Source organism: Tenacibaculum pelagium, from assembly GCF_014062345.1.
GTDB lineage: Bacteria > Bacteroidota > Bacteroidia > Flavobacteriales > Flavobacteriaceae > Polaribacter > Polaribacter pelagius.
In genome coordinates, this window is record NZ_JACGLS010000001.1 from 452,174 (window position 1) to 474,166 (window position 21,993).

Annotated in this window: 25 protein-coding genes; 6 read left to right on the plus strand and 19 right to left on the minus strand. The window is 31.3% G+C overall.

The features are described 5' to 3' along the window. Positions 1-22: 22 nt before the first annotated feature. The 4 genes from H3Z83_RS02120 to H3Z83_RS02135 all read right to left on the minus strand — a co-directional run bounded on the left by H3Z83_RS02120 (position 23) and on the right by H3Z83_RS02135 (position 3,531). Entirely contained in the window at positions 23-961 is a 939-nt protein-coding gene (locus H3Z83_RS02120; RefSeq protein ID WP_182123828.1) for an NAD(P)H-dependent flavin oxidoreductase, read from the minus strand. A gap of 76 nt (positions 962-1,037) precedes the next feature. Continuing rightward, positions 1,038-1,541, minus strand: coding sequence for a hypothetical protein (locus H3Z83_RS02125; RefSeq protein ID WP_182123829.1), 504 nt, complete (start codon positions 1,539-1,541; stop codon positions 1,038-1,040). A gap of 4 nt (positions 1,542-1,545) precedes the next feature. Beyond that, positions 1,546-2,733 (minus strand): tRNA 2-thiouridine(34) synthase MnmA, encoded by a 1,188-nt coding sequence (gene mnmA / locus H3Z83_RS02130; RefSeq protein ID WP_182123830.1) that lies wholly within the window; start codon positions 2,731-2,733, stop codon positions 1,546-1,548. Positions 2,734-2,835: 102 nt separating this feature from the next. Then, positions 2,836-3,531: a toxin-antitoxin system YwqK family antitoxin gene (locus H3Z83_RS02135; protein ID WP_182123831.1), complete on the minus strand. Its 696-nt coding sequence runs from the start codon at positions 3,529-3,531 to the stop codon at positions 2,836-2,838. A 51-nt stretch (positions 3,532-3,582) separates the two neighbouring features. On the opposite strand from H3Z83_RS02135, the gene H3Z83_RS02140 reads away from it, so the two are divergent. Further along, the gene (locus H3Z83_RS02140) at positions 3,583-4,179 is read left to right on the plus strand and encodes an adenylosuccinate lyase (RefSeq protein WP_182123832.1); all 597 of its coding nucleotides are present in this window, start codon (positions 3,583-3,585) and stop codon (positions 4,177-4,179) included. After that, positions 4,166-5,230 (plus strand): serine hydrolase domain-containing protein, encoded by a 1,065-nt coding sequence (locus H3Z83_RS02145; protein ID WP_182123833.1) that lies wholly within the window; start codon positions 4,166-4,168, stop codon positions 5,228-5,230. The genes H3Z83_RS02140 and H3Z83_RS02145 overlap by 14 nt, the downstream gene beginning before the upstream one ends. On the opposite strand, the gene H3Z83_RS02150 is transcribed toward H3Z83_RS02145, so the two are convergent. The 3 genes from H3Z83_RS02150 to H3Z83_RS02160 form a co-directional block, all read right to left on the minus strand. Continuing rightward, on the minus strand, positions 5,227-6,066 hold the full coding sequence (locus H3Z83_RS02150; RefSeq protein ID WP_182123834.1) for a sterol desaturase family protein: 840 nt from the start codon (positions 6,064-6,066) through the stop codon (positions 5,227-5,229). The two genes, H3Z83_RS02145 and H3Z83_RS02150, sit on opposite strands and share 4 nt — an antisense overlap. A gap of 99 nt (positions 6,067-6,165) precedes the next feature. Next, positions 6,166-6,588 (minus strand): GNAT family N-acetyltransferase, encoded by a 423-nt coding sequence (locus H3Z83_RS02155; protein WP_246337445.1) that lies wholly within the window; start codon positions 6,586-6,588, stop codon positions 6,166-6,168. Between the two features lie 29 nt (positions 6,589-6,617). Next, positions 6,618-7,142, minus strand: coding sequence for a YkgJ family cysteine cluster protein (locus tag H3Z83_RS02160; RefSeq protein WP_182123835.1), 525 nt, complete (start codon positions 7,140-7,142; stop codon positions 6,618-6,620). A gap of 101 nt (positions 7,143-7,243) precedes the next feature. Here H3Z83_RS02160 and argS point away from each other — a divergent pair, with 101 nt between their 5' ends. The 4 genes from argS (at position 7,244) to H3Z83_RS02180 (ending at position 12,868) form a co-directional block, all read left to right on the plus strand. Further along, on the plus strand, positions 7,244-9,019 hold the full coding sequence (gene argS / locus H3Z83_RS02165) for an arginine--tRNA ligase (protein ID WP_182123836.1): 1,776 nt from the start codon (positions 7,244-7,246) through the stop codon (positions 9,017-9,019). A gap of 34 nt (positions 9,020-9,053) precedes the next feature. Next, a complete protein-coding gene (gene lpdA, locus H3Z83_RS02170; RefSeq protein WP_182123837.1) occupies positions 9,054-10,442 on the plus strand; it encodes a dihydrolipoyl dehydrogenase in 1,389 nt (462 codons plus the stop codon). Between the two features lie 80 nt (positions 10,443-10,522). Continuing rightward, positions 10,523-12,292: an amidohydrolase gene (locus H3Z83_RS02175; RefSeq protein ID WP_182123838.1), complete on the plus strand. Its 1,770-nt coding sequence runs from the start codon at positions 10,523-10,525 to the stop codon at positions 12,290-12,292. A 120-nt stretch (positions 12,293-12,412) separates the two neighbouring features. Beyond that, positions 12,413-12,868 (plus strand): heavy metal-binding domain-containing protein, encoded by a 456-nt coding sequence (locus H3Z83_RS02180; protein WP_182123839.1) that lies wholly within the window; start codon positions 12,413-12,415, stop codon positions 12,866-12,868. Between the two features lie 328 nt (positions 12,869-13,196). Here the strand turns inward: H3Z83_RS02180 and ettA are convergent, their stop codons facing one another. From ettA to H3Z83_RS02240, 12 genes are all read right to left on the minus strand, one after another. Next, a complete protein-coding gene (gene ettA / locus H3Z83_RS02185) occupies positions 13,197-14,888 on the minus strand; it encodes an energy-dependent translational throttle protein EttA (protein WP_182123840.1) in 1,692 nt (563 codons plus the stop codon). Between the two features lie 19 nt (positions 14,889-14,907). Continuing rightward, positions 14,908-15,090, minus strand: coding sequence for a CAL67264 family membrane protein (locus H3Z83_RS02190; RefSeq protein ID WP_182123841.1), 183 nt, complete (start codon positions 15,088-15,090; stop codon positions 14,908-14,910). A gap of 153 nt (positions 15,091-15,243) precedes the next feature. After that, complete coding sequence (locus H3Z83_RS02195; protein ID WP_182123842.1) at positions 15,244-15,789, minus strand: dihydrofolate reductase family protein; 546 nt, start codon at positions 15,787-15,789, stop codon at positions 15,244-15,246. A gap of 101 nt (positions 15,790-15,890) precedes the next feature. Next, positions 15,891-17,918, minus strand: a complete 2,028-nt coding sequence (locus H3Z83_RS02200; RefSeq protein ID WP_182123843.1) for an NADPH-dependent 2,4-dienoyl-CoA reductase — start codon at positions 17,916-17,918, stop codon at positions 15,891-15,893. A gap of 97 nt (positions 17,919-18,015) precedes the next feature. Next, positions 18,016-18,885 carry a pirin family protein gene (locus H3Z83_RS02205; protein ID WP_182123844.1) on the minus strand — a complete coding sequence of 290 codons (870 nt, stop codon included), beginning with the start codon at positions 18,883-18,885 and terminating at the stop codon, positions 18,016-18,018. 139 nt (positions 18,886-19,024) lie between these two features. Beyond that, entirely contained in the window at positions 19,025-19,462 is a 438-nt protein-coding gene (locus H3Z83_RS02210; RefSeq protein ID WP_182123845.1) for a MarR family winged helix-turn-helix transcriptional regulator, read from the minus strand. A 35-nt stretch (positions 19,463-19,497) separates the two neighbouring features. Further along, entirely contained in the window at positions 19,498-19,746 is a 249-nt protein-coding gene (locus tag H3Z83_RS02215; RefSeq protein ID WP_182123846.1) for a glutaredoxin family protein, read from the minus strand. Positions 19,747-19,846: 100 nt separating this feature from the next. Beyond that, positions 19,847-20,077, minus strand: a complete 231-nt coding sequence (locus H3Z83_RS02220) for a GNAT family N-acetyltransferase (RefSeq protein ID WP_182124371.1) — start codon at positions 20,075-20,077, stop codon at positions 19,847-19,849. Positions 20,078-20,125: 48 nt separating this feature from the next. Continuing rightward, positions 20,126-20,554, minus strand: a complete 429-nt coding sequence (locus H3Z83_RS02225) for a (4Fe-4S)-binding protein (protein ID WP_182123847.1) — start codon at positions 20,552-20,554, stop codon at positions 20,126-20,128. An 18-nt stretch (positions 20,555-20,572) separates the two neighbouring features. Continuing rightward, on the minus strand, positions 20,573-21,103 hold the full coding sequence (locus H3Z83_RS02230) for an NADPH-dependent FMN reductase (RefSeq protein ID WP_182123848.1): 531 nt from the start codon (positions 21,101-21,103) through the stop codon (positions 20,573-20,575). Further along, positions 21,104-21,514 carry an OsmC family protein gene (locus H3Z83_RS02235; RefSeq protein ID WP_182123849.1) on the minus strand — a complete coding sequence of 137 codons (411 nt, stop codon included), beginning with the start codon at positions 21,512-21,514 and terminating at the stop codon, positions 21,104-21,106. Next, complete coding sequence (locus tag H3Z83_RS02240; protein ID WP_182123850.1) at positions 21,514-21,864, minus strand: DoxX family protein; 351 nt, start codon at positions 21,862-21,864, stop codon at positions 21,514-21,516. Before H3Z83_RS02240 ends, H3Z83_RS02235 begins: the two co-directional genes overlap by 1 nt. Positions 21,865-21,993 lie beyond the last annotated feature (129 nt).

The window sequence follows — 21,993 nt, forward strand, 5'->3', positions numbered from 1 at the left end:
CTTTTTTATTTGTTCAACTATTTTAAAACAGCTGCTCCTTTTTTACTTTTTGATATTCTTCAACAATCTCGTTTAAAACGTCTTTTGCTGATTTAATTTCATGTATCAATCCAGCTACTTGTCCTATCTCTAGTTCTCCCTCTTCTAAATCCCCCTCAAACATTCCTTTTTTAGCTCTTGCGCGACCAAGTAACTCTTTTATTTGTTCTATTGTAGGGTTTAGTTGATACAACTCTTGTACCTCTTGATAAAACTTATTCTTTACCAAACGCACAGGAGCTAACTCTTTTAAAGTTAAATGTGTTCCGCCATCTTTAACATCAACAATAGTTTGTTTGAAATTATCATGCGCCGAAGATTCTAAAGTAGCTGCAAAACGACTTCCAATTTGCACTGCATCAGCACCTAAAACCATTGCTGCTAACATACCTCTACCCGATCCTATTCCCCCTGCAGCAATTACAGGAATCTTAACCTGTTCTTTCACCATAGGAATCAACGTAAACGTTGTTGTTTCTTCTCTTCCGTTATGTCCACCAGCTTCAAAACCTTCGCAAACTACAGCATCTACTCCAGCAGCTTCCGATTTTAATGCAAACTTTACAGAACTTACGACATGAACTACTGTGATTCCTTTTTCTTTTAAAAAGCTCGTCCAAGTTTTTGGATTTCCTGCCGATGTAAAAACAATCTTCACGCCTTCTTCTACAATTATATCCATGATTTTTTCAATATCAGGATACAGCATTGGTACATTTACTCCAAAAGGTTTATCTGTTGCTTTTTTACATTTTTGAATATGTTCTCTTAACACATCAGGGTACATAGATCCCGCACCGATTAAACCCAATCCGCCAGCATTAGAAACTGCAGATGCTAATTTCCATCCACTCACCCAAATCATCCCTCCTTGAACAATTGGATATTGTATATTAAATAGTTTGGTTATTTTATTTTGCATAAGGTAAATGTACAATCATTAAATAATAAGCACAAAAAAACCTCGAGTAAATCGAGGTTAATGTTATATATGTAATTTATTTAATTTTTTTTTCTACAATCACTTCAAAACCAAATAAGCCTTTTATCGTTTTCAGATAAACTCTATTGTTAAGTCTAATAATTTCGCCTTTAGGAAATAAAATATTCTTCCTCTTATTCTCAATATTTACTACAGCATATGGTGTTCTTCCTCTACCTCCTAATATCCCTTTTTCTCTTATTATTAAATCATAATCGTTTATAATATCTTTATTGGCAAAATGAAAATTTAGCATTAAAAATATAGTAACTGAAATAAATCCAGCAGATGTAATTGATACACAAAAAGGATAAAAATATTTACTTACATCATATAAATTAGCATAGTGATTTCTAATAAAAAAATATAAAGGGATTGAAAAAATAATTATTCCAAGTAATAAAAGATACTCGTTAATCAAAGTTAATTCATAAAGTACTATCCCATATACTAACATTCCTATTCCAATAAGAGATATTATAGTATAAATGAATTTCCAAAACTTTTTAGACTGTATCATCGCTTTAAGAAATCACTCCCGAACCTAACAACTCTTCATTTGTATACCAAGCTACAAATTGTCCTTCTTGTATGGCTGATTGCGTATTTTCAAACGCTACGTATAATCCACTCTCTACTTTATATAAACTAGCTTTTTCTAATTTTTGACGGTAACGAATACGCGCTTCCACTTCCATTGATTCTCCTGTTTGTAAAGTTAAATCTTCACGAACCCAATGCAACTCTTCGTTAGAAACAAATAAGACTTTTCTGTATAAACCTGCGTGGTTTTTACCTTCGCCTGTATAGATTATGTTTTCATCAACATCGGTTTCAATAACAAATAGAGGCTCTTTAGTTCCTCCAACTGCTAGTCCTTTTCGTTGTCCTTTCGTAAAATAATGTGCTCCTTGGTGTTTGGCTACTACCTTTCCGTCTTCTTTTTTATAAAAATACTTGGTTGAAAAATATTTCAATTCCGCTTCTTTATTTTCAAACTTTGGAGTTGAACGATTATACTGTTCAAAGCTAGAAGGTATTTGAACTATTACACCTTCTTTAGGCTGTAACTTTTGTTGTAAAAAATCTGGTAAACGAACTTTACCTATAAAACACAATCCTTGAGAATCTTTTTTATCAGCTGTAATTAAATCGGCTTCTTTAGCAATTTCTCTTACCTCTGGTTTTGTTAATTCACCAATAGGAAACAATGCTTTAGAAAGTTGCTCCTGAGATAATTGACATAAAAAATACGATTGATCTTTATTACTATCTTTACCTGCCAATAATTTATATACAGGCTTACCATCAATAATCTCCTCTCCTTTTCTACAATAATGACCAGTAGCTACGTAATCTGCTCCTAAACTTAATGCGATATCCATAAACACATCAAATTTAATTTCACGATTACATAAAACATCTGGATTCGGAGTACGTCCTTTTTCGTACTCGTTAAACATATAATCTACAATACGTTCTTTGTATTGCTCGCTTAAATCTACTGTTTGAAAAGGGATTCCTAATTTATCAGCAACAATCATAGCATCGTTACTATCTTCTAACCACGGGCATTCATCGGATATTGTTACGGAATCATCGTGCCAATTTTTCATAAACAGCCCGATTACTTCATAACCTTGTTCTTTTAACAAATGTGCGGTTACACTACTATCTACACCTCCTGAAAGTCCTACTACTACTCTTTTCATTTTTTACTTTTGAAGCTGCAAATTTACGAAATATTAAACGTTTTTAATATGGAAAGAATTGATGCTACTATTGAATAAATTGATTACTCAAATAAACCGCTATTATTTATTTTTAAGTTCGGAAAGTCTTTTTCTTTTTTTCTTAGTAACTAATTCTCCATCCATGTAAAATTCCCACTTTCCATCTCGCTTTCCATTCTTGTACATTCCTTTTTCTTTCAAACCTCCTTTTAAATCGTAGTATTTACCTTCTCCATCTAATTTTCCATTTACATAATAGACTTCTTCTATTAAAATCCCTGCATCAGTAAAAGTTTTAGACAATCCGTTTTTCTTACCATTTTTATATAAAGATTCTATTGTAATCTTTCCGTTTGGATAATAATTTTTCAGCACTCCATCTAACTTCCCATCTACATATTCTTCATCAGAGAAAATCTTTCCATTCGTGTAATAATAAACCCATTTACCCACTCGATTTTTACCTAACATGTTACCTTCACTCTTCAGTTTACCTAACTCATTGTAAAACTTAACTGAAGCGGTATCTGCTTTATATGTTTTAATAATTGTTGGTTGCGAAGACGAAATTCGAGAGTAAAATTTAAAAACACCAACTTCTTTTCCATCTTTAAACTGACCTGAATATCTTATTTTATTATTTTCATAATACTTTTTCCACACTCCAGTTCTTTTTCCATTGGCATCAAATTTATTTATTTTTTGTGCGCTTGATGAACCAGCAAAAATTACCGACAATACAATGGTTAATGAAAATATCCTTTTTATATTTAACATGTATAAATATTTTATTACTTACAATTTCAAAAATACATAAACCATACCAATATGAGTATTTCTTTTTTAACTTCTGTACTTAACGACATGGACAATGCTGCTAGAGTAAACAGAGATAAAGCTGCAAATATTGTATTAAACCAACCTGAACTAGTAAAAAATTTAGTCGATTTAACTTTTGACACAGACAATAAGCTTTCTATAAAAGCCGCTTGGGTATTGGAATGGATGTGCACACACCAAGGGATTTCTCATATTATACCTTATTTAGATATCTTTACTCAAAACATTTCTAAAGTCCATTTTGATAGTGTGATAAGACCTTGCGCTAAAATCTGTGAGCATCTTGCAAAAGCCTATACTTCTAAAAGCGATAATGCAGTTAAACATAAGCTTACCCAAGATCATATTGATTTGATTATTGAAACTGGATTTGATTGGTTAATTAGTGATCAGAAAATTGCCGTTAGAGCTTATACAATGACAAGTTTATATCTGTTTGGCTTAGAAAAAGATTGGATACATCCAGAACTAAAACATTTAATTTCTACTAAAATTATTCATGAAAGTAAAGGTTGTAAAGCTCGAGGAAAACATGTTTTAGAAATGATTGAAAAACAAAAAAACAATAGCCATGAAACTATATAACAAACTAATAGTATTAGTTCTTTTTTCTACTGCTTTAGTACATGCTCAATTTAATAAGAAAGAAGCTATAAAAGCAACTCAAAATTTTATTAAAGAACAAAACATACCTGGTCTTTCTGTTACGGTATCTCATAAAGGAAATAATATTTGGTCAGAAGGTTTCGGATATTCAGATATTGAAAATAAAAAAGAGGTATTACCAAGTTCAACGCAATTTAGAATTGCTAGTATCTCTAAAACCTTAACTGCATTGGGCTTAGCAAAACTTGTTGATAATAAACAATTAGGGTTTGATGAGAGCTTATACAAATATGTACCTGATTTTCCTCAAAAAGAATATGATTTTACTATTAGACAAATTGCTGGACATACTGCTGGAATTAGACACTATAATGGACGTGAATTTTTAATCAATAATAAAATGTCAATTGTAAAAGGACTAGATGTTTTTAAAGACTCTGACCTTTTATTTAAACCAGGAACAAGATTTAAATACAGTACATATGGCTGGAACTTACTAAGTGTAGTTATTCAAAACGCTGCTAATAAAGATTTTTTTGAGTTTATGGATGATGAAGTTTTTAGTCCTTTAAAAATGAATCATACTAAACTAGATATAGCTGATGAACAAAATGCAAATAGAACAAAATTCTATATGATAAGAAAAGGTAAAATCACTACTGGACCTCAAGTAAATAATGAATTCAAAGCTGCTGGAGGTGGTTTTTTATCTACAACTGAAGACTTAGTATTATTTGGAAATGAATTTATTAAGCCTCAAATAATTAGTAATAATTCTTTATCTGAAATTACTACATCTAACATAATTAGTGATAATAAAAAAACAAATTATGGAATTGGAATCAGTATATCTAAAACTAAAAACAACACTTTAAAACTTAGTCATTCAGGAGGTGGAATCGGAGCCTCATCAATGCTTTTAATTTATCCTAAAGAAGATATTACAATTGCTATTCTTACAAATTTATCTAGAGTAAAAATGAGAAATTATATTAAGTCTTTGGAAAATATTTTTCTAAAAAAAGATTAATTCAATTCCTCTAAATTAGTAGGCTTACGATATCCTGCAAAAGGTTGTTTTAATAATTCTTTTAAGCTAGAATTCTTTACTTCATCAGGAAAAGTATCAACACCGTAAACAATTTTTTCTCTATCAAGTTCCATATACGTCCCTAATAGTCGATCCCAAACAGAAAAAATGTTTCCGTAATTAGAATCTGTATAAGGCAATAAATTATGATGATGTACTTTATGCATATCTGGGGAAACGATAATATAACTTAATATTTTATCTAGTTGTCTAGGCATTTTAATATTTGCATGCGTTAACTGAGTGAAGATTAATGACATTGATTGATATAACATTACAATTGCAATCGGAGTACCTACTAAAAATACACCTAATAAAGTAAATGTAAAACGGATAACACTTTCTAAAGGATGATGTCTATTTGCCGTAGTAGTATCAACTTTATGATCGGTATGATGTACTAAATGTACCATCCACAACGGTTTTACTTTGTGCTCTGTATAATGTGCTAAATAAGCTCCGAAGAAATCTAAAAACAATACACCTAAAACTACGTATAACCATAACGGCATTTCTGGTAGCCAATTAATTAATCCGAAATCATTAGCTTGAACCCAATCTGCTGTTTTTAATAACAAAAAAGCCAGTATAAAATTGATAACAATCGTGGTTCCTGTAAAAAATAAGTTTGGCCATGCGTGTTTCCACTTATTATATTTAAAACTAAATAAAGGAACAGCGCTTTCTAGTAGCCAAAAAAAAGTGATTCCTCCAACAACAATAGCTGCTCTATGTGCTGATGGAATGGTTTCGAAATAATGAATAAGGGTTTCCAATGTATTTTATTTTTTGACTAAAATACAGAAAACTTAGTAAAATAACGATTTTGAATTTCTATTTAAAGTGAAGAGTGCTTTATAGGTTTTGATATTACTTTATTTAAAATACCTTTCCATAATTACAAATTCAATGCCTCCTTTTTCATATACTTTGTTAGTTCTTCTTAAATTGAATTTCTTATAAAATTTTGTCTTTTCTATACGAGCATTACACCATAATTTCTTTACTCCTTCTTCTTTAAGTAAATCAATAATATTTTGTAACAATAAAGTTCCGTAACCTAACCCTTGAAATTCATTTAATGTTGCAAACTTTCTGAATTGAGCTTCATTATTAGTGATAAATACAGATATGATAGCAGTCATTTTTTCGTTTACAAATAAACCATAATGTTTACCTAACTGATCATTTGGTAGCTTAACATAAGTTAATAGTTTATCTGGCCACATAACTTTATGTCGAATTGGTAAAGTTTCTGAAGAAGTAATTTGTTTAATTATAATAGTTGGACTTTTCATACAAGACAAAATTCTACCCTATCTAATACTTAAAACCTTTTAACCTTCTCATTATATCTAACAGGCAAACGTTTTTTTAACTCTTCAACTATTCTATAAGTTGCAGGACAAATTTCTGTATTCTTAATAGTTAAATCGGCAATTTGGATGAATTTCCTTCTATTTGTATGTGGATATTCTGCACATGCTTTCGGACGCACATCATAGATAAAGCAGCTATTGTCACTTTCATCTAAAAAAGAACAAGGCGCAGTTTTAAGTACCATAAAATCATCTGAATCTCGCTCTAAATATTGTTCAGTAAAATCGCGCACTTTCATTTTTAAATACTTAGCGATTCGCTCAGTGTCTTTATCTGTAAAAATAGGACTCGTTGTTTTACAGCAGTTTCCACAATCTAAACAATCAGTTCTTTTAAACTCTTCATCATGTATTTGTTGCACTACAACATCTAAGTTTTTAGGTGTGCGCCTTTTTAACATCGAAAAATATTTCTTATTCTCTTTCTCAACATCTTTTGCTAACTTCTGTAAGTTCTCTAAGTCTTTATCCATCTTACAAAAATACCTATATAATTCATAAGAATCAGTTTAAATATCAACTGAATAAAATCAAATAATTTATGTAATTTTGCACTTCAATTTTTAATAGCAGAATGAGTATTCAAAACCTAATCGAAACCAAAGTAAAAGAAGGATTTTTAAGTTTATATGAAACTGAAATTCCTTCGGTAGAATTTCAAGCAACCCGTAAAGATTTTGAAGGAGATATCACCGTAGTGGTATTCCCACTTTTAAGGTACAAGAAAGGAAACCCAGTACAAATTGGTGAAGACTTAGGTAAATACTTAGTTGAAAACATTAAAGAAATTACCAATTACAATGTGGTAAAAGGTTTTTTGAACTTAGTTATTGATGATGCTTTTTACACAAATTTCTTTAATCAAATAGCTACGGATACTACGTACGGGTTTGTTTCGCCTTCGGCGGATAATTCTTCTCGTATGGTTGAGTATTCTTCACCTAATACCAATAAACCTTTACACTTAGGGCATGTTCGTAATGTGTTATTAGGATATTCGGTTGCTGAAATTTTAAAAGCTTCTGGTAAAAAAGTTTATAAAACACAGATTATTAACGACCGTGGAATCCATATTTGTAAATCGATGTTGGCTTGGGAGAAGTTCGGAAACGGAGAAACTCCAGAATCAACAGGTTTAAAAGGTGATAAATTAGTTGGTAACTACTATGTAAAGTTCGATCAAGAATATAAAAAAGAAATAGCCGATTTAGTCGCTTCTGGTATTTCTGAAGATGATGCTAAAAAGCAAGCTCCTTTATTTGTTGAAGCACAAGAAATGTTGCGTAAATGGGAAGCTGGAGATAAAAAAGTAGTTGCTCTTTGGGAAACCATGAATGGATGGGTGTACAAAGGTTTCGATGTAACGTATAAAAATATCGGAGTTGATTTCGATAAATTATATTACGAAAGCAACACCTATTTATTAGGAAAAGATGTTATAGAAGACGGATTAAAGTCTGGTGTTTTCTATAAAAAAGAAGACGGTTCGGTTTGGTGCGATTTAACTGAAGATGGTTTAGACGAAAAACTAGTGTTACGTTCAGACGGAACAGCAGTTTATATGACGCAAGATATCGGTACTGCGATTCAACGTGCTAAAGATTTTACAGATTTAGGCGGAATGGTGTATACCGTAGGTAACGAACAAGATTATCATTTTAAAGTATTATTCTTAATACTTAAAAAATTAGGATATTCTTGGGCAGAGCAATTATACCATTTAAGTTACGGAATGGTAGATTTACCTTCTGGAAAAATGAAATCAAGAGAAGGAACTGTTGTAGATGCTGATGATTTAATGAATGAAATGACGAATACAGCTCGCGAAATTTCTGAAGAATTAGGGAAATTAGAAGGATATTCTGATCAAGAAAAAGAAGAATTATATAGAATTATCGGCTTAGGAGCTTTAAAATATTTCATTTTAAAAGTAGATCCTAAGAAAAGAATTTTATTCGATCCGCAAGCATCTGTAGATTTTCAAGGAAACACAGGTCCTTTTATTCAATATACCTATGCTAGAATTCAATCAATTTTAAGAAAGGCTGATTTTGATTATTCAAACCCAGTTTCGATTGAATTACACGCAAAAGAAAAGGAGTTGATCAAACAATTAGAGCTATATCCTGAAGTAATTCAGCAAGCAGCTAAAAATTATTCACCAGCTGTAATTGCAAATTACACATACGACTTGGTTAAAGAGTTTAACTCATTCTATCAAAACGTACATATTTTAGGAGAAGAAAATCAAGATAAAAAAATATTTAGAGTTCAGTTATCTAAAAAGGTAGCAGATACTATAAAATCAGCATTCTCATTATTAGGAATTCAGGTTCCTGAAAGAATGTAAAAAATAAACAAACAACAAGTAAAAAATAAACGACATGAAATACGACGTATTAATAATAGGAAGTGGTCCTGGAGGTTATGTAACAGGAATTAGAGCTTCTCAATTAGGTTTTAAAGTTGCCATTGTAGAGAAAAGTGAACTAGGTGGAATTTGCTTAAACTGGGGATGTATTCCTACCAAAGCATTATTAAAATCTGCACAGGTTTATGATTATTTAAAACATGTTGATGCTTACGGATTAAAAGCGGAAGCAATCGATAAAGATTTCGACGCTGTTATTAAACGTAGTCGTGGTGTTGCAGAAGGAATGAGCAAAGGTGTTCAGTTCTTAATGAAGAAAAACAAAATTGATATTATCAACGGTTTTGGTAAGGTAAAACCTGGGAAAAAAGTTGATGTAACTGATGCTGACGGAAAAGTAACTGAATATTCTGCTGATAATATTATTATCGCAACTGGTGCTCGTTCTCGTCAATTACCAAACTTACCTCAAGATGGTAAAAAAGTAATTGGTTACCGTGAGGCAATGAGCTTATCAAAGCAACCAAAATCTATGATTGTTGTAGGTTCTGGAGCAATTGGTGTTGAGTTTGCTCATTTTTACAACTCAATGGGAACTGATGTGACTGTTGTTGAGTTTATGCCAAATATTGTTCCTGTAGAGGACAAAGATGTTTCTAAACAAATGGAGCGTTCTTTCAAAAAAACTGGAATTAAAGTGATGACAAATTCTTCTGTAGAATCTGTTGACACTTCTGGTGATGGCGTAAAAGCTACTGTGAAAACTAAAAAAGGAGAAGAAATTTTAGAAGCTGATATCGTTTTATCTGCAGTTGGAATTAAAACAAATATTGAAAACATCGGATTAGAAGATGTTGGAATTATTACTGATAGAGATAAAATCTTAGTTAACGACTGGTACCAAACAAATATCCCAGGATATTATGCAATTGGTGATGTTACTCCTGGTCCTGCTTTAGCACACGTTGCTTCTGCTGAAGGAATTACTTGTGTTGAAAAGATTGCAGGCGTTCATACTGAAGCTATCGACTATGGAAATATTCCTGGATGTACCTATGCAACTCCAGAAATTGCTTCTGTTGGTTTAACTGAAGAAAAAGCTAAAGAAGCCGGATATGAATTAAAAGTAGGAAAATTTCCTTTCTCTGCTTCTGGTAAAGCCAAAGCTGCTGGAACTCCTGACGGATTTGTAAAAGTAATTTTTGATGCTAAATATGGTGAATGGTTAGGATGCCATATGATTGGCGCTGGTGTAACCGATATGATTGCAGAGGCTGTTTTAGGTCGTAAATTAGAAACTACTGGACACGAAGTATTAAAAGCAATTCATCCTCACCCAACAATGAGTGAAGCGGTAATGGAAGCTGTAGCTGATGCTTATGATGAAGTAATTCATTTATAAGATTATTTTAAATAACTAAAATAAAAGACCTCGCCTATATTGGCGAGGTTTTTTTATATTTGAAAATCAACTTTTATCAAATGAAAAAAAAGCATTACCTATACTTAGTTTTAGTACTTATTTTATCCGTATTTTCTATTTATTGGTTTTCTGATGAACCTTTTCAATCAAAAAAACATTCTACTTTATTAATAAAAAACGGTAAAATTTATACTTCAAATCCAAAACAACCTTGGGCTGAAGCTATGTTAATTAAAGATGAAAAAATAAGCTTTATAGGAAGTAGCAAAGAAGCTCTAAAAGTTAGTAATAATGTATCTGAGACAATAAATTTAAATGGTAAATTAGTTTTACCTGGACTTATTGATTCGCATACGCATCCAGGTTTAGTTGCTCTTTTTGCTGATGTAAACCCTATACCCGAAGGTTCTATAAAAGAAAAACTGGAATGGTTAAAAAGTTTTAATAAAGAGAATCCTGATTTACCATACATTATTGCAGGAACTTGGTTTTGGGAAGATTTTGATAAAAATGGTCCTCATAAAAGAGATTTAGATGCTATTGTAAATGACAAACCTGTTATTTTAGTTGAAGACTGGGGACACAGTATTTGGGTAAATAGTAAGGCTTTAGAAATGATGGGGGTAAATAAGAGTACAAAAGATCCTGTAGCAAATTTGTCTTTTTTTTATCGTGATAAAAACGGTGAGCCTACTGGTTGGATTAAAGAATTTGCTGCATTCCCATTTTTAAAAAAGCTTTTAAAAATAAATAAAGAAGATTTAGAGTTTGTATTAGAATTCTTCTTAAACTACCTAAGCTCAAATGGTGTAACTACATTATTCGATGGAGGCAACTTTAATTTTGATAACGATGTTTACGAAGCACTAAATAAATTAGACAAAGAAGGAAAACTTCATCATACTTATGAAGCCAGTTATCATGTATTTTTACCAGAGCACATAAATATAGCAATAGATGAACTAAAAAAACTTAAAAAAAAATATCAAAGTGATAATTTAAATTTCAACACTATTAAAATTCATTTTGATGGTATAAAAGAAATAAGAACTGCAGCAGTTTCTAAAGTTTATAATGATGATTTACATAATAAAGGAAATATTTTAGTTGCTGAAGACGTTCTAACAAATTTTATTGAAGAACTACACAAAGAAAAGATTGATTTACATGTACATACTGTTGGAGATTTTGCTATAAAAACAGCTTTAAACGCTTATGAAAGAGCAACTGAAAAATTTGGGAAATTAAACACTAAACTTACATTAAGTCATTTAGAAATAATGGACCCAAAGGATATTGATAGAATGAAAAAGCTTAATGTAGTTGCTAATTTCACTCCACATTGGCATGGAGACCCAGCTCCTTTTTTAGATGATGTTTTAGGAGAAAGAAACAAACATATTATGAAAGCTCAACCTTTAATAGATAATCAAACAATAGTTACTTTTTCCAGCGATATAACTTCTCCAGCAGAATACAATCGTTCAAATCCTTTTTTAGGGATGCAAGTTGCACACAATCGTCAAGATATTGAAGGTGGTAAAACTGCACCAATCATGGAACCCCTTTCCGAAAGATTAGATTTAAAAGATTTAATTAAAGGTTATACAATAAATGGAGCAAAACAATTAAAGTTACAAAATAAATTAGGTTCTCTAGAAAAAGGCAAAAATGCAGATTTTATTATTCTTGATCACAATATCTTTAATTCTGACAGATATGATATTCACAATGCTAAAATTAAATACACTTTTAAAAATGGAAATAGAGTTTTTATAAGAAACTTTAAAGCAAATGTAAATGAGAAACTAATTGAATGGTTGTATTAACATTTACAAACTAACTATGAAATACGAACTAAACATCAGTTTACATTCAGTGGGATAATTGTTATGAAAAAGAAGTCTAAAAACCGGAGTTTACTACTTCGGTTTTTTTTATATTTGAGCATGAAGAAATTAATCCCAATATTCGTACTCTTAATTGTATGTTTCTCTTCTTGTAAAAAGGAAGAAGAAAAAAAAACGCCTGTACACCCTTTAAACATGCCTTTAAATGAACGTCCAATACCTACCCTTCCTAACTCAAATAATCTTGCAACAGGAGTTGTAGGCGGAGCACATTATATATGCCCTAAAAAATGTAAAGGAGGAACTTCAAGTGCTAAAGGAGCTTGTCCTGTATGTAAAACTGCACTTGCTCACAATCAAGCTTTTCACAATACAGCTACTCCAACTACTAGTACTCCAGCAGCATCACCTATAGCTAAACCTGCTTCAGGTCCAAATGCAAAAGGCATATATCATTATACCTGTAAAAATGGTTGTGCTGGAGGTGGAGACGCCGCAGGTAAATGTGCTAGTTGTAGTTCAGACTTAGCACACAACGCTGCTTATCACAATTAATAAACACAAAAACTTATATCATATATAAACCTCATCAATTAAAATTGGTGAGGTTTTATTTTGTTAAAGCTCAATACATCAATGACTTATACTGAACTCAATAACAAAACAGTTAAATATTTATCATTTTAATAAAAAAAAACGCCAATCATTACATTTTCGGCACGTTTATTGCATTTAACAAAGCTTTAACACAAATCACAAACTATGAAAAACTATCTACTAAACAGTTTTAATTGGTGGGAGAATTGTTAATGAAAAAGAAAGAAAAAACTCGAAGTATGCTAGCTTCGAGTTTTTGTTTTTTATAACGATATGTAAAACTAATTTACCTAATCAGTTTTTTATACTTAATACGTTTTGGCATTAAATCTCCTCCTAAACGTTTCTTTTTATTCTCTTCATAATCTGAGAAAGAACCTTCAAAGAAATATACTTGACTATCTCCTTCGAAAGCCAAAATATGTGTACATATTCTATCTAAAAACCATCTATCGTGCGAAATTACCACAGCACAACCAGCAAAGTTTTCTAAACCTTCCTCTAAGGCTCTTAATGTGTTTACATCTAAATCATTGGTAGGCTCATCTAAAAGTAATACGTTTCCTTCTTCTTTTAATGTCATAGCAAGGTGTAAACGATTACGCTCACCACCAGAAAGTGTGTTTACTTTCTTATTTTGCTCACTACCTCCAAAGTTAAAACGACTTAAATAAGCGCGAGAATTTACTTGTTTACCTCCCATCATTACTAAATCTTGACCATCAGAGAAGTTTTCCCAAATAGATTTTTCAGGATCAATATTAGAATGCGCTTGATCTACATATGCAATCTTAGCAGTTTCACCTACTTTAAAGCTTCCTGCATCAGGAGTTTCTTCACCCATTATCATTTTAAAAATAGTGGTTTTACCAGCACCGTTAGGTCCGATAATTCCAACTATTCCAGCTTGTGGCAAGTTAAATTCTAAGTTTTCGTATAATAATTTATCTCCAAATGCTTTTGAAACACCAGTAGCCTCAATTACATTGGTACCTAAACGAGGACCATTAGGAATATAAATCTCTAATTTTTCCTCTGTTTGTTTTTGATCTTGACTCATCAATTTCTCATAGTTCTTCAAACGCGCTTTTTGCTTTGTTTGACGACCTTTTGCTCCTTGACGAACCCAGTCCAACTCTCGTTCTAATGTTTTTTGACGCTTAGAAGCTGTTTTGCTTTCTTGCGCCATTCTTGTAGATTTTTGATCTAACCAAGAAGAATAGTTTCCTTTCCATGGTATACCTTCTCCTCTATCTAATTCTAAAATCCATCCTGCTACATTATCTAAGAAATATCTATCGTGCGTTACAGCAATAACAGTTCCTTTATATTGTGCTAAATGATGCTCTAACCAGTGTACAGATTCTGCATCTAAGTGGTTGGTAGGCTCATCTAGTAATAAAATTTCTGGCTCTTGTAATAACAATCTACAAAGTGCAACTCTACGACGCTCTCCTCCAGATAATACTCCAATCTTTTTATCAGGATCTGGAGTACGTAATGCATCCATCGCTATTTCTAACTTAGTATCTAATTCCCAAGCATTAGAAGCATCAATTTTATCTTGTAATTCAGCTTGCTGGTTCATTAACTTCTCCATCTTATCTGGATCAGAATACACTTCTTCTAAACCAAACATGTCGTTAATTTTGTTGTATTCATCCAAAATAGCTACCGTTTCGGCAACTCCTTCTTTTACAACTTCCATTACTGTTTTTTCATCGTCTAATTTAGGCTCTTGCTCTAGATAACCAACTTTATAGCCTGGAGAAAAAGTAACATCTCCTTGATAGTTTTTTTCAACACCAGCAATAATTTTTAGCAATGTTGATTTACCCGATCCGTTTAAACCTAAAATTCCAATTTTAGCTCCGTAAAAGAAACTTAAATAAATATCTTTTAAAACTTGTTTTCCTGTACTTTGATAGGTCTTAGAGACCTTATTCATTGAAAAAATGACTTTTTTATCGTCGCTCATTTTCTAATATTTTCTTTAATTAAACTCTACCTTTTAATGCGTTAAAAACCCAAGCGTTTGCAAAGAAACCAACACCAACAGCTCCAAACCCCCATCCTGCTACATCTTGATATCTATATATTCCCATTAAAACTAATAGGATTCCCATTAAAATCATTATAAGAGTCGCCCAACCTAGGACTGTATTTTTATTCATTGCCATAATATACTTTTTACAAAAAATATGAACTACAAATATCGGTATTTATTTAGACTTAACCATATTGAAATAAAGTATAAAACCTCTGTTAAAACAGACATAAAAATTAATCATCTATTTCTATTGATAAAATACTCAATAATAAATATTGTAAAACTAGTTTTCTATTCTTCTAAAATGATTTTGAACTACCTTATCTAGGTATATTTGAGTCTTAACACATTCAAAACTAAGTTTATTGGGAAGGCTAGAAAATAAGGAAGATCCTTCTCCTAAAAGAACAGGAATTCTTGTAAGAATAATTTCATCTATCAAATCCTCTTTTAGAAAACTTTGAATGACTTTTCCTCCATCTATATAGAGTTTATTATATCCTTTTTTATGTATTTGCTCTAAAACACCTTTTAAAGCTCCATTTACAAAAAAGACTTTTCCTTCTAAGTTTTTCGGTACCTTAGTAAGAGTAGTACTTAACACAAAAACTGATTTTTGATAAGGCCATTCGATACCAAAACCTAAAACGGTTTCATAAGTAGTTCTTCCCATCACTAATGCGTCTATCTTTGAAGTAAATTCTTGATACCCCATATCTATATTCTCTGGGTTCGGAATTTCATGTAACCAATCTATATTTCCATTTTTATCTGCTATAAACCCATCTAAACTTGTTGCTATGAATACTTTATTGCTTTTTTGTTTCATAATAAATGATTCGATTATTTTTAAATATAATTCATTCTTAGTTAAGAAAAAAGCCCGTCAATTACGACGAGCCTCTTACAACATGATTTTAAATTTATAAACTATAGCTCAGCAGCTAATCTACTACCTTGGTTTATCGCTCTTTTAGCATCTAACTCAGCAGCAACATCAGCTCCTCCAATTACATGTGTAGTAATTCCTTTTGCCTCAAGTGGCTCTAATAATTCTTTAAACGGTAATTGACCAGCACAAATAATTACATTATCAACATCTAACACCTTTTGCTCTTCATTTTGAACATAATGCAAACCTTCATCATCAATCTTAGTGTACTGTACTTCATTAATAAAATTTACTTTTTTCTTTTTTAATACAGCTCTATGAATCCATCCTGTAGTTTTTCCTAGTTTACCTCCAAACTTTCCTTTACTACGTTTAAACATAAAAATTTCTCTAGGAGAAGGATGAATCTCTGCTTTTACACCTTCAATTCCAGCTCGGGCTTCTAAAGTTTTATCGATACCCCATTCTTGTAACCAAGCATCAATATTTTGAGAAGTACTTTCTCCTTCATGAGCTAAATACTCAGAAACATCAAAACCAATACCACCAGCTCCAATTACTGCCACTCGCTTACCTACTGGTTTTTTCAGTTTAACCACATCAATATAATTCAACACTTTTTCATGTTCAACTCCTTCAATACGAGGTGTTCTTGGTGAAATTCCTGTTGCCAAAATTACCTCATCAAAATTACCTCTTGCTAAATCATCTGCGGATACTCTCGTATTTAATTTTAGATTAACATTATGTAACTCTATTTGCTTATTGAAATAACGAATAGTTTCATAAAACTCTTCCTTCCCAGGAATTTGTTTTGCAATATTAAACTGGCCTCCAGTTTCTTTATCAGCATCAAATAAAGTTACTTCATGACCTCTTTGAGCTGCAACTGTAGCCGCTGCTAAACCTGCAGGTCCTGCACCAACAACTGCTATTTTCTTTTTGTTATTTGTTGGTAAATAATTTAATTCTGTTTCATGACAAGCTCTTGGATTCACCAAACAACTTGCTACCTTCTTTTGAAAAGCATGATCTAAACAAGCTTGATTACAAGCAATACAGGTATTTATTTCATCATCACGATCTTCTTGTGCCTTATTTACCCATTCTGAATCTGCTAAAAATGGTCGCGCCATAGAAATCATATCTGCATCTCCTTCTGCCAATACTTTTTCAGCAGTTTCTGGCATATTAATTCGATTAGAAGTAACTAAAGGAATTGATAATTCTTCTTTCATTTTTTTAGTTACCCAAGTAAATGCAGCTCTTGGAACCGAGGTTGCAATAGTAGGAATACGTGCTTCGTGCCAACCAATACCAGTATTGATAATAGTTGCTCCTGCTTTTTCAATCTCTTTACCTAACTCAACCACTTCTTTCCATGAGCTTCCTTTTTCAACTAAATCTAACATTGAAAGACGGTAAATAATTATAAAATCTTCACCAACTGCTTCTCTAGTTTTACGAACTATTTCAACAGCCAATCGCATTCGATTTTCATAAGAACCTCCATAATTATCTTTTCTTTGGTTGGTTCTGTTTACAATAAATTGATTGATCAAATATCCTTCTGATCCCATTATCTCAATTCCATCGTAATTTGCTTCTTTGGCTAAAACTGCACAATTCACAAAATCTTTAAGTGTTCTTCTAATACCAGATTGCTTTAAAGCAAATGGTTTAAAAGGGTTTATTGGCGCTTGAATTTTTGAAGGAGCAACTGTAAATGGATGATATCCATAACGACCAGAATGTAGTATTTGCATACATATCTTACCTCCTTCTTTATGAACAGCTTCTGTAATTTTTCTATGCTCACGAGCATGTTTTTTAGTGCTCATTCTTGCTGAAAATGGTGCTGTCCAACCTTGAATATTTGGAGCTATTCCTCCAGTTACAATGAGCCCAACTCCTCCTTTTGCTCTTTCTGCATAATATGCCGCTATTTTTTCTATACCGCTTTTTTCTTCTTCTAACCCAGTATGCATAGACCCCATTAAGATTCTATTTTTTAAGGTTGTAAATCCTAAATCTAACGGTTCAAAAATATGCTTGTATTTTGTCATTGTATCTTTTTTTAATTTATTATGCATGCATAACATTTTGCAAGATACGATTTTTTAGAAAACAAAAAACTCGAAGCATATACTTCGAGTTTAATAATTAATATAAATATCCCATTTTGCCTTTTTGGTAATCACGTAGTGCTTCCATAATCTCAGTCTGCGAATTCATTACATAGGGTCCCCAAGAAGCTACTTTTTCTTTAATTGGCTCCCCAGATAATACCAATAGCGTACTTTCTTTTTTAGCTTCAATTTCTATAGAATCACCATCTTGAAGAAAAGTTACCATCTGCGTAGCTCCCTTTTTTAATGTTGCTTCGTTATTAATTAAAACTTCACCATCTAATAGATATACTAAAGATTCGTGTGTTTTAGACAAATCTATTTCCATCTTTCCTTTTTTAGCAGTTTTAACTGTAAATACATTTACTTCTGTCTGAGTTTTAATTAACCCTTTTTCACCTTTTTGTTCTCCAGCAATTATCTTTAACGCTATAGTATCATCACTATTTTTTACAACTGGAATCTGTTCGCTTTTTAAATGCTGATAATTTGCAGGCATCATCTTTTTCTCCGCTGGAAGGTTTAACCAAAGTTGAATACCTTCTAGTTCTCCTCCTTTTTTTACAAACTCTTTTGTCGGCCCCTCAGCATGTACTATTCCTCTACCAGCTGTTGTCCATTGCACATCTCCTGCTTTTACTAACATCTCATTTCCTAACGAATCTCTATGTAATTGTTCTCCTTTAAACAATAATGTAATTGGTTCAAATCCACGATGAGGATGTGCTCCTAAATCAAAAGGATTGTTAAATTCGCTTATTGCATAGGGTCCGTAATGATGTAATAGTAAAAATGGATCTACATTCTCTACTCCTTCTGTTGGTAATGGTTGACGTAATTTTATTGGTCCCATATTTACTAAAGGACTTCCTACTTTATGCTGTATTGTTTTTAAATTTTTCATTTTTATATTTTTTAGATTTTACTTTCTTTTATCTTTATTAAAATGAAAAACTGCTTGGTATTTTTTGTTTTTTATATACTCGCTTCATGATTAGTTACTTTTAAAATATTTTCCAAGGAAAATATTTTAAGAAATTTTTTTACCTTATTTTATCTAATAAATCACTTAATTGAATTGCTTCTGTTTCTGAAAGATTTTCTAAAAAATCTAAGTCAATTGATGCATCTATTTCTGAGAGTAACTTTAATCCTGATTTAGAAATATTAATATAAACTACTCTCCTATCATGCTCACATCTAATCCTTTCAATAAGATTTTTATCACATAACTTATCCATTAAACGAGTAGCATTTGGCGCGCGTTCAATCATTCTATCTTTAATAATTTGAACTTTTGTTGGTTCTCCTGCTCCTCTTAAAATTCTAAGTATATTAAATTGTTGTGGAGATATTCCGTAAGGTTTAAAAAACTCGTTCTCTTTACTACTTAACCAATTTGCTGTATACTTAATATTGATTAATGCTTTCACCTTATTATTTGGAAATTTAGATTTTATATCTTTAGAAATATCCCCCATTTTTTATTCACTTAAAACTTGTTATTGACGTAATACTATCCTCTTAAATTTAAATCTTTCATGATTTTATTAAAATCATCAGATGTAGGTGTTAAATAAACTTTTTTATCAATAAATAGTGTTGGGTATTTTAATTGTCCTTCATACAACTCTTTACTATGGTCTTTAGCTTCAATATTTTCACTAACATCTTTGTAATTAAATGGTACTTCTGCCATTCTTAAAAAATTTTTAAAAGCCACAGTATGTGCATGCCCTTTTCTACCGTATAGTGTAATCTTCATTTCTTACCTCCTTTCTGAGTACAAAATTACGAAAAAAACTCATACTTTCCAAGGAAACTATTTTAATAGTAAATAATTAGACTAAGAAGTGTTAATTATGTTAAAACATCTGAATACTCTGGCTTTTATCAAAAATTGATTTTGCAAACGGGCATAATGGAATAGCTTTTATACCTTTTTCTCGCATAAAGTTTACGGAAGCTTCTACTAATTTATAACCAACACCTTTTCCACGAAGATTATCTCCAACTTCGGTATGATCTATAATTATTTTATCGGTTCCTACCGAAGTATAGATTATTAACGCATCTCTACTTCCATTTACTTCTATGTAAAATTCTCCTTTTTTTTTCGTTGTCTTCTTGTTGAACTAGCATTTTTATCCTTTAAATTCAGCTTTTACATGAGCCCCATCACAATAAGGTTTATTTTGTGAAGCACCACATCTACAAAAAGCGGTTGTTTTATTTTTCTTTTCAGTTATTCCATCAGAATTAGTAATGTGCAACGTACCATACACTAATAACGGTCCATTCTCTAAAGCTTCAACTTTTGTTTCCGTATGCATAGTTTCTTGACTTTCTCCTTTAGAAATGTATGATAATGCACCTGAAGGACAAGCTTCTACTTGTTTTTTTATACGAGCTGTTGTAGCTCCTTCCATATTTACCCAAGGTCTATTCTGAGGATTAAATACTTGCAATAATTCTTTCCAACATTTTTTGGCATGAATACAAGTATTGGGTTTCCAAACTACAGTAATATCATCATTACTATACTCTTTTACAATCTCTCTTTTTTCTGCCATAATTAGTTAATTTTAAGGTTAAATTGATTTTTGAAAAGTTACAACTGCTTCTTTTAGTTTTTCATTTTGTTCTTCGTTTACAATTCTTCCATCTTTAAAGTTATCATAAAAACTTGGTAATGAAAAATCTGTAACTACATTTCCTCCCATATGAGGAAACCCTGCTTTTGCAATTGATAAAACGGAAGCTCCCCCTCTTCCTCCTGGAGAAGTTGCCATTACTAAAATTGGCTTATGACTCCAAAGTTTCTGATCGATGCGAGACATCCAATCGAAAACATTTTTAAATGCTACTGAAAAATTTCCATTATGTTCTGCCAACGATAAAACAACTCCGTCTGAATCTTTAATCTCGTTTAAAAAATTAGTCGCATTTTCTGGAATTCCATTTTCAGCTTCTTCATCAATACCATAAACTGACAACGGGTAATCGTTTAAATCTAAAACAGTTACACTAACATCTTCTAATAAATTAGCAGCATAAGTTGCTAATTGTTTATTGATTGAATTCTTGCTATTACTACCTGCAAAGGCTATTATTTTTTTCATCTATGATATTATTTTTGTGGCTATTGGAGTTTCTCCTTTTACCATTTTTGCAACAGGGCATTTACCTGCAATTTCTAATAATTTTACTCTTTGTTCTTCAGTAATTTCTTTTTCAAAAGAGATCTCTTCAACTAATGATTTTTTTATTCCTTCTTTAGTTAACTCTTCTTTTTGTGTAACATTAACAACGATTTCTCCAACGTCCCATTTTTTTCGTTGCGCATACATTCTTAATGTAATTGATACACAACTACCAATAGCGGTTAGTAAATATTCTACAGGAGTTGGTCCATTATCATCACCTCCTTTATCTAAAGGTTCATCTATAACAGCAAAATGATTTCTCATTTTTGCTTCTGCTAAATAATTACGATTTGTTAAAGTTACTTTTGAAGAAGTTTTAGCTGCCATTATATTTTTTTACTATAAATGTAAGAAACTACTAACAAAACCATTGCCATTACAGCTCCCATTTGCTCTCCATCTCCAATCATAAAATGTGCAAAGAATGCTAATATAAAAGCAAAGAAAAAACCTGCGTATGCCCATTCTTTCAAAAAACTATCTTTTAAAAACCAAATAGCAACCAATCCTAAAATTTTAGCAATTCCGTATGGATAAATTATATAAGTAGGATATCCAAATCCTTCAAACATTTTTGCAACTTCAGCATTATTAAAAAAATACATTCCTGCAGAAAAAAGCATTAATAAAGTTAATAATCCAGTTGCTGCGTAATAAATAATTTTGTCTCGTTTCATTCTTAATTAGTTTTAAATTCGATTCAAAGATATAAAAAATATTTTTATTTACCATGGAATATATTTTCCAGGTATTTAAATTTGTTTTTTATCACTTTTAAATATACAGATAAAAATATATATTTGCAT

Bases quoted from the DNA above. Each gene is read 5' to 3' on its own strand.
- H3Z83_RS02135 (WP_182123831.1), bottom strand. From the start codon at position 3,531: ATGTTAAATATAAAAAGGATATTTTCATTAACCATTGTATTGTCGGTA.
- H3Z83_RS02215 (WP_182123846.1), bottom strand. From the start codon at position 19,746: ATGAAGATTACACTATACGGTAGAAAAGGGCATGCACATACTGTGGCT.
- mnmA (WP_182123830.1), bottom strand. From the start codon at position 2,733: ATGAAAAGAGTAGTAGTAGGACTTTCAGGAGGTGTAGATAGTAGTGTA.
- H3Z83_RS02155 (WP_246337445.1), bottom strand. From the start codon at position 6,588: ATGAAAAGTCCAACTATTATAATTAAACAAATTACTTCTTCAGAAACT.
- H3Z83_RS02125 (WP_182123829.1), bottom strand. From the start codon at position 1,541: ATGATACAGTCTAAAAAGTTTTGGAAATTCATTTATACTATAATATCT.
- H3Z83_RS02195 (WP_182123842.1), bottom strand. From the start codon at position 15,789: ATGAAACAAAAAAGCAATAAAGTATTCATAGCAACAAGTTTAGATGGG.
- H3Z83_RS02205 (WP_182123844.1), bottom strand. From the start codon at position 18,885: ATGAAAAATTTAAAAACAATACAGCATAAAGTAGGAAGTCCTTTAGTA.
- argS (WP_182123836.1), top strand. From the start codon at position 7,244: ATGAGTATTCAAAACCTAATCGAAACCAAAGTAAAAGAAGGATTTTTA.
- H3Z83_RS02225 (WP_182123847.1), bottom strand. From the start codon at position 20,554: ATGGCAGAAAAAAGAGAGATTGTAAAAGAGTATAGTAATGATGATATT.
- lpdA (WP_182123837.1), top strand. From the start codon at position 9,054: ATGAAATACGACGTATTAATAATAGGAAGTGGTCCTGGAGGTTATGTA.
- H3Z83_RS02190 (WP_182123841.1), bottom strand. From the start codon at position 15,090: ATGGCAATGAATAAAAATACAGTCCTAGGTTGGGCGACTCTTATAATG.
- H3Z83_RS02240 (WP_182123850.1), bottom strand. From the start codon at position 21,864: ATGAAACGAGACAAAATTATTTATTACGCAGCAACTGGATTATTAACT.
- H3Z83_RS02140 (WP_182123832.1), top strand. From the start codon at position 3,583: ATGAGTATTTCTTTTTTAACTTCTGTACTTAACGACATGGACAATGCT.
- H3Z83_RS02160 (WP_182123835.1), bottom strand. From the start codon at position 7,142: ATGGATAAAGACTTAGAGAACTTACAGAAGTTAGCAAAAGATGTTGAG.
- H3Z83_RS02235 (WP_182123849.1), bottom strand. From the start codon at position 21,514: ATGGCAGCTAAAACTTCTTCAAAAGTAACTTTAACAAATCGTAATTAT.
- H3Z83_RS02230 (WP_182123848.1), bottom strand. From the start codon at position 21,103: ATGAAAAAAATAATAGCCTTTGCAGGTAGTAATAGCAAGAATTCAATC.
- H3Z83_RS02210 (WP_182123845.1), bottom strand. From the start codon at position 19,462: ATGGGGGATATTTCTAAAGATATAAAATCTAAATTTCCAAATAATAAG.
- H3Z83_RS02120 (WP_182123828.1), bottom strand. From the start codon at position 961: ATGCAAAATAAAATAACCAAACTATTTAATATACAATATCCAATTGTT.
- H3Z83_RS02175 (WP_182123838.1), top strand. From the start codon at position 10,523: ATGAAAAAAAAGCATTACCTATACTTAGTTTTAGTACTTATTTTATCC.
- H3Z83_RS02180 (WP_182123839.1), top strand. From the start codon at position 12,413: ATGAAGAAATTAATCCCAATATTCGTACTCTTAATTGTATGTTTCTCT.
- H3Z83_RS02200 (WP_182123843.1), bottom strand. From the start codon at position 17,918: ATGACAAAATACAAGCATATTTTTGAACCGTTAGATTTAGGATTTACA.
- H3Z83_RS02145 (WP_182123833.1), top strand. From the start codon at position 4,166: ATGAAACTATATAACAAACTAATAGTATTAGTTCTTTTTTCTACTGCT.
- ettA (WP_182123840.1), bottom strand. From the start codon at position 14,888: ATGAGCGACGATAAAAAAGTCATTTTTTCAATGAATAAGGTCTCTAAG.